Below are 13,191 nucleotides of genomic sequence, written 5' to 3'. Positions count from 1 at the left end.
GGCATGCATGACTGGCAAGGCGAGTCGCAAGGCATTGATTCCCATCCGGCTCGACGGTGCAGCGCAAAGGTAACGCCCCGGCACTCCGGGGACACAGGGGCAAGAGGCAGCAACCGGTACGCCACAGCGGCCAGCGGGGCCAAAGAAGCCTGCCCAGCCCCCTTCGCTCTGACAACGCTCTACATACACAGGGGTTTTTCATGTCACGCATCCAGCAAGTCCTGATCCGCACCTTCGCCACCGCTGTCACCGTCACCCTTGCCATGGCCGGCGCCCCCGCCAGCGCGCAGCCGCTCGCGCCCGTCGGCGGCTTTCCCTCGCAGCCGCTGCGCTTCGTCTCGCCGTTTCCCGCCGGCGGCGGCAACGATGCCGTCACGCGCATCGTCACCACGCGGCTCGGCGAAGTGCTGGGGCAAACCGCCGTCACCGACAACCGCGCCGGCGCGGGCGGAAATATCGGCACGCGCTTCGTCGCCGAGGCCAAGCCGGACGGCTACACCCTGCTGACCTCGCAGGTGTCGGTCATGGCCGTGAACCCGACGCTGTACAGCGCGCCTGGCTTCGACCCGGTCAAGAACTTCATGCCGGTCACGCAAATCAATGCGGCGCCGCTAGCCATCGTGGTGGCAGCCAACGCGCCCTGGCAGACCTTTGCCGAACTGGCCGCGCAGGCCAAGGCCCAGCCGCAAAAGATCGCCTTTGCCACGCCCGGCAACGGCACGCTCTCGCACCTGGTCGGCGTGGTGCTGGACAAGGATAGCGGCATCGCCTTGCAGCACGTGCCCTACAAAGGCGCCGGCCCGGCCATCAATGACCTGCTGGGCGGGCAGGTCAGCGTGCTGATCACCTCGACTTCCTCGGTGGCGGGATTTATCCAGGCCGGCCGCATGCGCGCGCTGGCGGTCACCAGCCCGCGCCGCCTGGGCGTGTTCGCCAAGGTGCCGACGCTGGAGGAACTGGGCTACCGCAATGCCCGTTTCGAGGACTGGTATGGCGTGTTCGCCCCCGCCGGCACCTCGCCCGAGCGCGTGGCCTACCTGAACCGCGCCATCTTGCAGGTACTGCAGATGCCCGAGGTGGTGAAGCTGATCAACGAAGGCGGCAGCGACGTGGTGGGCAGCAAGCCAGAGGCATTCGCCGCGCAGCTCAAGGGCGACATCGCGCGCTGGTCGCAGATCGTCAAGCTCTCTGGCGCCCGCGTGGACTGATCCGGGCGCAGCCGGAGCAGGGGGCATGGCTCTTGCTGCTGCCCGCCACCGCAAGTTGTCACACCGGCCGCGCCACCCTGGCGCGGCACCCACCAGGCCAAGCCATGAAGCCCAGCATCCTTACCCACCTCGCGCACGCCGGCCGCGCCAGCGGCGTGGATGGCGGACAGCCCGTCAACCCGCCCGTGGTGCGCGCCAGCACCGTGTTGTTCGACTCGGTGGCACAGATGCGCGAGATGCGCTCGCGGCGCGGCAGCGAACGCCTGTTCACCTACGGCGCGCGCGGCAATCCCACGGCGTTTGCGCTCGAAGACATGGTCACCGAGCTGGAAGGCGGCTACCGCACGCGCCTGTTCCCCAGCGGGCTGGCAGCCGCCGCGATGACGCTGCTGGCCTACCTGCGCCCCGGCCAGCACGTGCTGCTGCCCGATTGCGTGTACGAGCCGGTGCGCAAGCTGGCCGAAGGTTTCCTGGCGCAGCACGGCATCGCCGCCAGCTTCTACGCGGCCGATGGCCACGACCTGCAAGCCAGGCTGCGGCGCGAAACCCGGCTGGTGTATGTGGAGGCGCCCGGTTCGCTGGCTTATGAAATGTGCGACCTGCCGGCCATCGCCGACATCGCCCACCGGCACGGCGCGCTGGTGGCGGCCGACAACACCTGGGGCTCCGGCTTGCTGTACCAGCCCCTTGCGCTGGGCGCCGATATCTCCCTGATGGCCGCGACCAAATACCTGTCCGGGCATTCGGACGTGATGATGGGCACGGTCTGTACCCTGGAAGCTCCCTGGCAGGCACTCGCCGCGGTGGCCGACGCCTTCGGCATCAGCGTCAGCCCGGACGACGCCTACCTGGTCCAGCGCGGCATGCGCTCCCTCGGCGCGCGCCTGTCGCAGCACGAGCGCAGTGCGCTGGCGGTCGCGCGCTGGCTGCGCAACCGCCCCGAAGTGGCGGAGGTCTTTTGCCCCGCCCTGCCCGGCGACCCCGGCCACGCGCTATGGCAGCGCGATTGCCGCGGCACCAACGGCCTGCTGTCGTTCTCGCTGCGCGCCGCGTCACCGGACGCCGCCGAACGCTTCATCGACAGCCTTGCACTGTTCGGCATCGGCGCCTCCTGGGGAGGCTTCGAAAGCCTCGCCGTGATCGCCGACATGCGCGGCGCGCGCAGCGTCACCGACTGGTCCGGGCGCGGCCAGGTGATCCGGCTGCATATCGGGCTGGAGGATGTGGACGACCTGCTGGCAGATCTGGCGCATGGGTTCGAGGTGATTGGCGGCGGCCGGGTTGCCGGGCGGGCGTTGGAGGCGCGCCAGGATACGGCTTAGTGAACCAATCTGCAGGTGTCAGCGCAAAAACTCATCGCTGCGTCCTGACCGTGCCCCTCGCAAGCCCTCCTTGCGCTCCGCCGCTTCGCACAGGCATACAATGCCGGCTTTTGCCCTTGCGCCCCCGCGATGCCTGCACCCCTGACCGAAAGCCACTCCGCCGTTTTCTCGCCCGAGGAACAGGAGAGCTTCTACCGTCTCATCGCGTCGCGCCGCGACATGCGGCATTTCATTGCGGGCGCGTCGGTCGATGACGCTGTCCTGATGCGCCTGCTGCGGGCCGCGCACAGTGCGCCCTCGGTGGGGCTGATGCAGCCGTGGCGCTTTATCCGCGTCGCCGATGCCGCCTTGCGGGAAGAGATCGCCGCACTGGTCGAGGCCGAACGGCAGAAGACCGCCGTGGCGCTGGGCGAGCGCGATGGCGAGTTCCTGCGGCTGAAGGTGGAGGGCGTGCGCGAGTGCGCCGAGCTGTTGGTGGTGGCGATGGCACCGGATGACGGCACCGTGTTTGGCCGGCGCACCATGCCGCGCGAGATGGCGCTGTGCTCGGCGGCCTGCGCCATTGAAAACCTCTGGCTGGCGGCGCGCGTGGAAAACCTCGGGCTGGGCTGGGTGTCGATGTTCGCGCCCGACGCGCTGGCTGCGCTGTTGCGCTTGCCGCCGGGTGGCCAGCCGATCGCCATTCTCTGCCTAGGCCCCGTGCAGGCCTTCTACCCCGCGCCGATGCTGGAGCTGGAAGGCTGGCGCCAGGGCCGCCCGCTCGCGGACCTGATGTCCACGGACACCTGGGACCGCCCGCACGCCTGAAGCCCCATCGGGCCACTCAAGGCGCCACTGACGGCTCCCGCTTCATGCAGCGCAGCACGAAGGTGGAATGGCTGTGCCGCAAGCCCGGCAGCTTGTAGAGCTTGTGGCGCAGGAATTCCTCGTACCCTTCCGTGCCCGCCACCGCTACCTTGATCAGGTAATCGTATTCGCCGGTGAGCAGGTACGCCTCCATCACTTCCGGCAATTCGGCCAGCGCTTCGCCGAAGCGATCCAGCATGTCGTCGTCGTGCCGGTCCAGCGTGACCTCGATCAGCACGGTGTCGGGCAGGCCGAGCGCCTTCTGGTTCAGCAGGGCCGCATAGCCCTCGATCACACCGCTTTCTTCCAGGGCGCGCACGCGGTTCCAGCACGGCGTGGGCGACAAGCCAACCTGCTCGGCCAGCTTGAGGTTGGAGAGCCTGCCGTCGCGCCGCAGCGCGCGCAGGATGCGGCGGTCGGTTTCGTCCAGTTTTGGGGAGGTTGCCATGTCTTCTACCGAGGATAAGGAAGGAATCACCTTTAACTCTATCATCAATAGATAATTCATCTCCATATTGATCAAAACCGGAGGCAATAAAGAAGCCCATTCTGGGGTGGCGATGGTAAATTTGTCGCATGCCTTCCCGGCCACAAACCCCATTAAAACTGCCGCCGATACCATGTCAACCTTGAACCTCGCCCTGCGGCTGGACCGCACTGACCTCTTCGGCGCCGTCGAATGGACGCTGGCCAACGCCCGCCGCACCGGCCTGCACCTGATCGACCTGTGCTTCGGGCAAGCGGCCGCGCCCTACCAGCTCACGCTGTCGGTCGGCGCGGAGGATGCGGACCGGCTGGACCTATTCGTCAGGCGCCTGGAAAACGGCGTGGACGTGCTTGAGGTCTTCGAGATCGCGGCGCCGGGCGAGCGTGCGGCCGAGGCGCCGGCGCACGTCGAGGCGCGTCGTGACGAGGTGGAACATTCGCTGGCATTGGCCTAGGCCGTTGCCGAAGAACGGGGCCCGGTACGCAGCCCGGCGCCGCGCCCGCCTGATTCAGCGCTGCTCGAAGCTGCGCGTGAAGTAGACCAGGCCGGCCTGCTCGCGCAAGCGGTACAAGGAGGCCGGGCGGCGCCCGGTCTCCTTTTGCGCGCCCAGGTCTTCCAGCAAGTCCGCCGCGAGCATGCGGGTGCGGAAGGCCTTCTTTTCGAGAGGACGGCCCAGCACGATCTCGTAGACATGCTGCAGTTCGCCTAACGTGAACGCGGCCGGCAGCAAATGCGCAGGCAGCGATGTGTACTCGGTCTTGCCCCGCACGCGCCCGAGCGCCGCGCTCAGCAGCGTGGCGTGATCAAAGGCCAGCGCCATCCCCACACCATCGCCCTCCACCGGCGCCCAGCGCAGGTCGGCGGCGTTGCCACCCTTGTGCAGAGCCAGCGTGTCATCCGCCAGCAAGGCGACGTAGACATGGGTGGTGGACCATCCGCGCGGGTCTCGCGTGGCGCTGCCCCAACTGCCTACCTGCTCCAGATAGGGACTATTGACCCCGGTCTTCTCCGCCAGCTTGCGCAACGCGCAGCCCTGCAGATCCTGGTCCCGCTCGATATCGACAAAGCCGCCCGGCAAGGCCCATTGGCCAGGAAACGGCTCGCCGGATTGTTGCGGCCGCTGCACGAGCAGGACCTGCAGCGCCCCCGCACGGATCGTCAGGATGACCACGTCGACGGTGGTCAGCGGGCGCGGGAATGCGGCGGGGGTGGGTTTCGTCATCGGGCGGGCATTCCTGGAAAGAGGCGGTTCAAGCTGTTCAAGCGATTCACGCCGGATTATAGATTGACAAGTGTCTCAGCCACACTTATATTAGTGGTACAGACACACTTAGTGCCAGTCGCCCGGCGCGGGCGAATCCAACAACACCACCGGAAAGGACCACCATGTTCGGCATCCGATTCATCAAGGCAGATCCCACCACCTATCTGATGCAGATGAAGAGCGGCAAAATCATCCGCGAAGGCAGCGGCCAGTCGTTCTACTACTACGCGCCCACCACATCCCTCGTTGCGGTGCCCGTAGGCAGCCAGATCCTGCCGTATATCTTCGAGCTGATCACGACCGACTTCCAGTCCGTCACCGTGCAAGGCAACCTGTCCTACCGCATCACTGAGCCGCGCAAGACGGCCGCCATGCTCAATTTCGCGCTCAAGCCGGACGGCCGCAACTACATCTCCGAGGATCCGCAGAACCTGCGCACCCGCGTGGAGGGCGTGGTGGAGGTACTGGTGCAGCAGGCCGTGAGCGCCGAAACGCTGCGCACCGCGCTGCAGGCGTCCGACCGCATGGCCCGCCAGGTCGAAGGTGCGCTCAAGGCGCATCCGGACGTCCTGGCCCTCGGCCTGGAAATCCTGTCGTTCTCGATGGTGGCCGTCAAGCCGCGCGCCGAAACCGCGCGGGCGCTGGAAGCCGAGGTCCGCGAGCAGATCCTGAAGGCGGCCGACGACGCCATCTACGCCCGCCGCAACGCCGCGGTGGAAAACGAACGCGCCATCAAGGAAAGCGAGCTCGACACCGAAGTCGCCGTGGAGCTCAAGCAGCGCACGATCCGCGAAACCCAGATGGAAGCCGAAGCCGCGGTGCAGAAAAAACAGGCGGAACTGGAGGCCAGCACCATGGAGGCGCAGATCACGCTGGAAGCGCGCCGCAAGGAGTTCGTGGACCTGGAGGCCGACAACACGCGCACCACCGCCGAAGCCGAGGCACAGCGCCTGGGCGCCGTGATGCGGGCCCTGCAAGGCGCCGACGCGCGCATCGTGCAGGCGCTGGCCGCATCAGGCATGGCGCCGGGCCAGTTGATCGCGCAGGCCTTCGGCGGGATTGCCGACAAGGCCGAGAAGATCGGGCAGCTGAATATGTCGCCAGAGCTGCTTCAGTCGCTGCTGGCACCACTGAGCAGCGGGCGCGCAAAATAACCGAAGATCCGCGCAGCTTTAAGACGCTTTAAGACGCTTCAAGCGGTATTCAGTAGTGAAAAGAAAAAGGAGCCAGAACAATGAGCGCAACCGCCGATCGCAAGGTAGTGCTGGTGACGCGCAAGACACGGCTGGAAGAGCTGCTGGCGCGCTACCACTCGCTGGCGCAGGCACGCTTCTACCTGGAACACCTGGGCGCGGACATCACCGATTACCAGCGTGAGCACGACACCTATCTTGCCGCGCGCGAACAGGTGGCAGCCGTGCTGTCGCGCTACCTGCGCCGGCAGGTGGTGGACCGCCAGTTCCTGCCCAACTTCCTGTTCGGCCCGGAAGACATCGTGGTGGCGCTGGGCCAGGACGGCCTGGTTGCCAACACCATGAAATACCTGAACGGCCAGCCGCTGATCGGCGTGAACCCGGATCCGGCGCGCCACGACGGTGTGCTGCTGCCATTCAAGGTGGGCGACCTGGCGCGTGTGCTGGCCGAAGCCATGCAGGACCGCCGCCCCGCGCGCCCGGTCACCATGGCGCGCGCCGAGCTGTCAGACCAGCAGGTGCTGTACGCGGTCAACGACTTCTTTATCGGCCCGCGCAGCCACACCTCGGCGCGCTACGAGATCCAGCTCGGTGCGCGCAGCGAGGTGCAGTCATCGAGCGGCGTCATTGTCTCCACGGGACTGGGGTCCACTGCCTGGCTCAAGAGCATCGTGACCGGCGCGCGGGCCATTGCGCAGCCAGACGGTGGCGCCGAAGCCGCGTATCAACCCTTGCCATGGGATACCGACCGGCTGGTATTTGCGGTGCGTGAGCCCTTTCCGAGCCGCGCCAGCCAGGCCACTCTGGTCTACGGCAACGTGCCGCGCGGCGAGCAGATCGTGCTGCGCTCGCTGATGCCGGAAACCGGCGTGATCTTCAGCGACGGTATCGAAGCGGATTTCCTGCAATTCAACGCGGGCACCGAAGCCCGCATCGGCGTGGCCGAGCGCAGCGGGCAGCTCGTGCAGTAGGCCGCCCCTTATTCGCCCTCCGGCAGAAGTTCGATCCCATCCAGCGCGGCCGCGCAGGTATCGCGCACGATGCAGACGAAGTCGCGCACATAAGGGCGCTGCGCAAGCGGCGCCGGCGTGGTGGCATAGAGCTCGCTCCACAAACCCTTGGCGCCGATGCGCTTGGCCAGCACGTAATCGTGGTCGACGTAGTTCTTCACGCCCCAGTTGGGCAGCGCGGCCACGCCGCGGCGGCTGGCGACCAGTTGCAGCACGGCCACCGTCAGCTCGGCGGTGCGCCGCTGCAGCTTGATGCCGGCTGGCTCCAGCACTTCGCGGATCAGGTCGATGCGCTGCTCCGGCACCGGATAGGTGATCAGCGTTTCGCCGTCCAGGTCGGCCGCCTCGATCCGGCGCTTGTTGCGCAGCCGGTGCTCGTTGGCGATCACCGCGAGGATCTCGAAGCGGAACAGGGGCGCCACCGCCAGGCCGCGCTTGGCCGGCGGCATCGAGCCGATCACCATGTCCGTGCGGCCCTCGGCCAGCAGCGCCAGGGGATCAGCGTGGAAGCCCGCCACCAGGTCTACCTCCACCTCCGGCCAGCGCCGGCGGAACTCGTCCATCACGGGCATCAGCCAGTCAAAGCAGGTATGGCACTCAAGCACGATGCGCAGTTCGCCGCGCGTGTCACCCTTGAGCCGGGCCAGGTCACGCTCGGCCGTGCTGATGGCCGCCAGCGTCTCGCGCGCCAGCGCCAGCAGCCGGTCGCCGGCCGGCGTGAAACGCAGGCCCTGGCGGGTGCGGTCGAACAGTGGCAAGCCGTAGTGCGCCTCGATGCCTTTGATCTGATGGGACAGCGCCGACTGGCTGACGTGCACGCGCTCGGCGGCCGTGGCGAGCTTGCCGGATTCGGCGATTGCTACCAGCGAGCGCAGGTGCCTGACTTCGATCACGGCTGGCTCCTGGAATGTGAAACATGGCGCCTGGGTGGCTTGATATGAAACTGATTCATACGTTGATTAAATCTTATCGCTTGATTCATTTTACGCTGGATTCCACACTGGGCGCCATCGTCACATTCGCAATATCCCAACATCCCAATACGGAGCACTGCATGGCACGCACTCATATCGCTGGATTTCCGCGCATCGGCGCCCAGCGCGAACTGAAATTCGCCCAGGAGGCGTTCTGGCGCGGCGAAACGGACGAGGCCAGCCTGCGCCAGGTAGCAGCCGGCCTGCGCCAGCGCCACTGGCAGTCGCAGGCGCAGGCCGGGCTGGACAGCGTGGCGGTGGGGGACTTCGCCTACTACGACCAGATGCTGGGCCTGAGCGCCTTGCTCGGCGCCCTGCCCGCGCGTTTTGGCTTCGACCCGAAGCAGCTGAGCCTGGCGCAGTATTTTGAGCTGGCCCGTGGCAACAAGGCCCAGCCGGCCATGGAAATGACCAAGTGGTTCGATACCAACTACCACTACCTGGTCCCGGAACTCGGCCCGGACACCCGTTTCGACGGCGGCGTGGACTGGTTCTTCGACGAAGTGGAAGAAGCGCTGGCGCTGGGCCTCAAGGCCAAGCCGGTGCTGATCGGGCCGCTCACCTACCTGTGGCTGTCCAAGACCCACGTGGACGGTTTCGACCGCCTGGGCCTGCTGCCCAGCCTGGTGGCCGCCTATGGCCGCATCCTGGCCCGCCTGCGCGAACGCGGCATCGAATGGGTACAGATCGACGAGCCCGCGCTGTGCCTGGACCTGGCGCCGGCCTGGCTCGATGCCTATGACGGCGCTTATGCCGAACTGGCCAAGTCCGGCGTCAAGCTGCTGCTGGCCACCTACTTCGACAGCGCAGCCGACCACGCCGCGCGCGCCGCCGCCCTGCCCGTGCAAGGCTTCCACATCGACCTGGTGCGCGCACCGCAGCAGCTCGACGCCTGGCGCAAGGTGCTGCCAGCCGGCGCGGTGCTGTCCGCCGGCGTCATCGACGGCCGCAATATCTGGCGCACCGACCTGCGCCGCGCGCTGGCCGCGCTGGCACCGCTGCATGCCGAGCTGGGCGAGCGCCTGTGGGTCGCGCCGTCCTGCTCGCTGCTGCACGTGCCGGTCTCGCTAGAGGCCGAGCGCAAGCTCGATGCGGAAATCAAGACCTGGCTGGCCTTCGCCACCGAGAAGCTGGCCGAGGTCAGCGTGCTGGCCCGCGCCCTGAACGAGGGCGAGGCCGCGGTCGCCCCCGAACTGGCCGCTGCCGATGCCGCGCTGGCCTCGCGCCGCAGCTCGCGCCGCGTGGTCAACCAGCAGGTGCAGGCACGGGTCGCGGCAGTCACCGCTGCCATGGCCCAGCGCAAGAGCCCGTTCCAGACCCGCATCGAACGCCAGCGCGCCGCGCTGCAGTTGCCGGCACTGCCGACCACCACCATCGGCTCCTTCCCGCAGACACCGGCAATCCGCCAGACCCGTGCCGCCTACCGCCGCGGTGACATCGGCGCGCTGGAGTACCTGCAGCGCATCCGCGGTGAAATCGAGACCGCCGTGCGCAAGCAGGAAGCGCTCGGCCTGGACGTGCTGGTGCATGGTGAAGCCGAGCGCAACGACATGGTCGAGTATTTCGGCGAGCAGCTGTGCGGCTACACCTTCACCGAGAACGGCTGGGTGCAAAGCTATGGCTCGCGCTGCGTCAAGCCGCCGGTGATCTACGGCGATGTGTATCGCCCCGAGCCGATGACGGTGGAAACCACGCGCTATGCGCAATCGCTCACCGAGCGTCCGATGAAGGGCATGCTCACCGGCCCCGTCACCATGCTGCAATGGTCCTTCGTGCGCGACGACCAGCCGCGCGCCACCACCACGCTGCAACTCGCGCTGGCGATCCGCGACGAGGTCTCGGACCTGGAACAAGCCGGCATCCGCATCATCCAGATCGACGAGCCCGCACTGCGCGAGGGCTTGCCGCTGCGCAAGGGCGACTGGGCCGCGTACCTGGACTGGGCCGTGCATGCGTTCAAGATCTCGGCCGCCTCGGTGGCGGATGAAACGCAGATCCACACCCACATGTGCTACGCCGAGTTCAACGATATCCTGCCCGCCATTGCCGCGCTGGACGCCGACGTGATCACCATCGAAACCTCGCGCTCCGCCATGGAGCTGCTCGAAGGCTTCGGCGAGTTCGACTACCCCAACGAGATCGGACCGGGCGTGTATGACATCCACTCGCCGCGCGTGCCGAGCGTGGAAGCCATCACGCATCTGCTGGAGCGCGCCTGCGAGGTGATTCCGCCGCAACGGCTGTGGGTCAATCCGGACTGTGGGCTAAAGACGCGCGCCTGGCCCGAAACCGAAGCCGCGCTGGCCAATATGGTCGCCGCCGCGCGTAACCTGCGCGAGCAGATCGGCAAGGACAGCGCGACCAAGTGGCAGCGCGCCAACCGCCGCACCGGCCTGGGCGGCCACGCGGCACACCAGGGCGCCGCGCACGCTGCGGGTTGCGTCGATTGCGCTAGCCAGGCGGCCTGATCCGCGCCTGGGCGGGTCCGATCCCCCCTCCAAGCCTTACCAAGCCAACGGGCCGGCATGCAGCGCATGCCGGCCCGTTGGCCGTCTTGCGTTCCCTTGCACGCAAAGCGGCAAAACGCCGCACCGCGACGCACAGACTGCCCTGGACACACGTTGCGGCACTGTGTCACATAGCACACACCAGGCTTCCCTCCGTATCGTACGCGGCTATTCAAGCACCGTTAAAAGGCGCAGCCCAAAGCAGGCCTGCCGCTACAAGGGAAATCATGAAACGAGCCAGACACTGGAAGCAGCGCGCCGCCGCCCTGCCCACCGCCGCCTTCACCACGTTCACCACCGCCGCGCTCGCGCAGGCTGGCACGCCCGCCACACCCGCCACGCCCGATACAGCTGTCACGTTACCTGCGGCGACCATCACGGCCAAGGCCCCAGGGTCGCTCACCGCGCCGAACGTGCAGCAGCAGCAACAGGCACTGGACCAGACGGCCGGCTCGATCGGTTTTGTCGACGCCGCGTCCTACAGCGACACCTACGCCAGCAACCTGCGCGACGTGCTCAAGGATGCGCCCGGCGTGTATGTGCAGGAGCGCTACGGCCAGGAACTGCGCCTGTCGATCCGCGGCTCGGGCGTTGCGCGCGGCTATCACGCGCGTGGCCTGGATCTCCTGCAGGATGGCGTGCCCACCAACTTTGCCGATGGCAGCGGCGACTACTACCAGATCGACCCGCTCGGCCTGAGCGCGGCCGAGATCTACAAGGGCGGCAACGGGCTGGCCTACGGTACCACCACGCTGGGCGGCGCGATCAACTTCACCACGCCCACCGCGCTCACCGCCGATGCGCCCAACCAGGTGCGCGTCGATGGCGGCAGCTTCGGCACGGCGCGCGCCAGCGGCCAGGTCTCGCGCCAGATCGGCGCCTTCGACTTTCTCGCCAACCTGAGCGTCAACCACTCGGACGGATTCCGTGCGCACGAGCGCGGCCAGTACGAGCAGTTCAACGCCAACTTCGGCTACCGGTTCAGCCCGGCGGTGGAAACCCGTTTCTACCTGGGCGCCTATATCGTCGACCAGCAGTTGCCCGGCGCGCTGTCGCTCACCGATGCGCTGAACAATCCGAAGAAGGCCGCGCCAGCCGCGCTGTCCGGCGACCAGGCGCGCAACACGCGCACCGAGCGCGTGGCCAACGTCACCACCGTCAAGCTCGACAGCGGCCAGCTCGATTTCAGCACCTGGGTCATCCACAAGAGCCTGTACCACCCGATCTTCCAGGTCATCGACCAGGACTACTGGACCTATGGCTTCGCGCCGCGCCACACCGGCACGCAGACCATCGGCGGCCTGCGCAACCAGCTCATCGTCGGTGCGCGCTTCTTCGGCGGCAACAACGATGCGCGCCAGTACGTCAACAACGCCGGCAACCGCGGCGCGCAGACACTCAACGCCGCGCAGGATGCGTACAACTACGAGGCCTATCTCGAAGACCGCCTTTACGTGACCCCCACCATCGCGCTGATGGCCGGTGCCAAGGCCTACCGCAATGTCCGCCGCTATCAGGACTACGGTGGCCTGCCGGCCAATCCCACGGCCAAGTCCGATAGCGCCACCTACAGCGGCGTGAACCCGAAATTCGGCGTGCTGTGGGAGCCGGTGCCTGACGTGCAGGCATTTGCCGACATCACGCGCAGCGCGGATGTACCCGACTTTACCGACCTGAGCCAGACCATGGCCACTACCACCCGCTTTGTGCCACTAAGCGCGCAGCGCGGCTGGACGCTTGAGCTGGGCACGCGGGGCAAGCGCGAACGGTTCTCCTGGGACGTGACGGCCTATCGCTCGCTGGTGCGCGACCAGTTGCTGCAATACACCGCCAACCCGAATATCCCGGCCGCTACCTTCAACGCCAACCGCACCACACTGCAAGGCGTGGAGCTCGGCGTCAGCGGCGACGTGCTGCAAAACCTGTTCGGCTCCGGCGACAAGCTCACGCTGTCGCAACTGTGGAACTACAGCGACTTCCGCTTCGACAATGATCCGCAGTACGGCAACAACCGCATCGCCGGCATACCCGAGCACGTGCTGCGCACCACCGTTGCCTACAGCCGCGCGGCCGGGCTGCGCGTTGCCGGCACCATCGACTGGGTGCCGGGCGGCGCCTATGTCGACTACGCCAACACGCTGCGCACGCCTGGCTACGTGCTGTTTGGCCTGCAGGCCAGCTACGAATTCCAGCGCGGCGTGACGGTGTTCCTGGATGCGCGCAATCTCGGCAACAAGCGCTATGTGAGCGACTTCAGCACCGTGGCCGACGCGCGGACAGCCAACACCGCGGTGTTCTACCCCGGTTCGGGCCGCGCGCTTTATGCCGGCGTCAAATACAAGTTCTGAGCCTGCACCTTGCCATGAAAAAAACCCGCCTC

General features: G+C 67.0%; 11 protein-coding genes. 8 read left to right on the top strand and 3 right to left on the bottom strand.

What is annotated here, in order from left to right; genetic code table 11:
• Positions 1 to 200: 200 nt before the first annotated feature.
• From F7R26_RS27575 to bluB, 3 genes are all read left to right on the top strand, one after another.
• A complete protein-coding gene (locus tag F7R26_RS27575) occupies positions 201 to 1,208 on the top strand; it encodes a Bug family tripartite tricarboxylate transporter substrate binding protein (RefSeq protein WP_193692256.1) in 1,008 nt (335 codons plus the stop codon).
• Positions 1,209 to 1,312: 104 nt separating this feature from the next.
• Positions 1,313 to 2,530 carry a cystathionine beta-lyase gene (metC, locus tag F7R26_RS27570; RefSeq protein WP_150984649.1) on the top strand — a complete coding sequence of 406 codons (1,218 nt, stop codon included), beginning with the start codon at positions 1,313 to 1,315 and terminating at the stop codon, positions 2,528 to 2,530.
• Positions 2,531 to 2,659: 129 nt separating this feature from the next.
• Entirely contained in the window at positions 2,660 to 3,337 is a 678-nt protein-coding gene (gene bluB, locus F7R26_RS27565; RefSeq protein ID WP_150984650.1) for a 5,6-dimethylbenzimidazole synthase, read from the top strand.
• Between the two features lie 16 nt (positions 3,338 to 3,353).
• On the opposite strand, the gene F7R26_RS27560 is transcribed toward bluB, so the two are convergent.
• Positions 3,354 to 3,824, bottom strand: coding sequence for an Lrp/AsnC family transcriptional regulator (locus F7R26_RS27560; protein ID WP_045240794.1), 471 nt, complete (start codon positions 3,822 to 3,824; stop codon positions 3,354 to 3,356).
• 172 nt (positions 3,825 to 3,996) lie between these two features.
• On the opposite strand from F7R26_RS27560, the gene F7R26_RS27555 reads away from it, so the two are divergent.
• A complete protein-coding gene (locus tag F7R26_RS27555) occupies positions 3,997 to 4,317 on the top strand; it encodes a hypothetical protein (RefSeq protein WP_241754754.1) in 321 nt (106 codons plus the stop codon).
• Between the two features lie 54 nt (positions 4,318 to 4,371).
• On the opposite strand, the gene F7R26_RS27550 is transcribed toward F7R26_RS27555, so the two are convergent.
• Positions 4,372 to 5,085, bottom strand: coding sequence for an NUDIX hydrolase (locus tag F7R26_RS27550; protein ID WP_150984651.1), 714 nt, complete (start codon positions 5,083 to 5,085; stop codon positions 4,372 to 4,374).
• Between the two features lie 164 nt (positions 5,086 to 5,249).
• Here F7R26_RS27550 and F7R26_RS27545 point away from each other — a divergent pair, with 164 nt between their 5' ends.
• Together F7R26_RS27545 and F7R26_RS27540 are read left to right on the top strand one after the other, a co-directional pair.
• A complete protein-coding gene (locus F7R26_RS27545; RefSeq protein ID WP_150984652.1) occupies positions 5,250 to 6,281 on the top strand; it encodes an SPFH domain-containing protein in 1,032 nt (343 codons plus the stop codon).
• A gap of 80 nt (positions 6,282 to 6,361) precedes the next feature.
• Complete coding sequence (locus F7R26_RS27540) at positions 6,362 to 7,291, top strand: diacylglycerol kinase catalytic domain-containing protein (RefSeq protein WP_150984653.1); 930 nt, start codon at positions 6,362 to 6,364, stop codon at positions 7,289 to 7,291.
• An 8-nt stretch (positions 7,292 to 7,299) separates the two neighbouring features.
• Here the strand turns inward: F7R26_RS27540 and F7R26_RS27535 are convergent, their stop codons facing one another.
• On the bottom strand, positions 7,300 to 8,223 hold the full coding sequence (locus tag F7R26_RS27535) for a LysR family transcriptional regulator (protein WP_150984654.1): 924 nt from the start codon (positions 8,221 to 8,223) through the stop codon (positions 7,300 to 7,302).
• A 161-nt stretch (positions 8,224 to 8,384) separates the two neighbouring features.
• On the opposite strand from F7R26_RS27535, the gene metE reads away from it, so the two are divergent.
• Both metE and F7R26_RS27525 read left to right on the top strand, forming a co-directional pair.
• Positions 8,385 to 10,772: a 5-methyltetrahydropteroyltriglutamate--homocysteine S-methyltransferase gene (gene metE, locus F7R26_RS27530; RefSeq protein WP_150984655.1), complete on the top strand. Its 2,388-nt coding sequence runs from the start codon at positions 8,385 to 8,387 to the stop codon at positions 10,770 to 10,772.
• A 266-nt stretch (positions 10,773 to 11,038) separates the two neighbouring features.
• Positions 11,039 to 13,159: a TonB-dependent receptor family protein gene (locus F7R26_RS27525; RefSeq protein WP_150984656.1), complete on the top strand. Its 2,121-nt coding sequence runs from the start codon at positions 11,039 to 11,041 to the stop codon at positions 13,157 to 13,159.
• Positions 13,160 to 13,191 lie beyond the last annotated feature (32 nt).

The sequence above is a fragment of the Cupriavidus basilensis genome, from assembly GCF_008801925.2.
GTDB classification, from domain to species: Bacteria; Pseudomonadota; Gammaproteobacteria; order Burkholderiales; family Burkholderiaceae; genus Cupriavidus; species Cupriavidus basilensis.
This window is presented reverse-complemented; position numbering and strand designations above follow the sequence as displayed.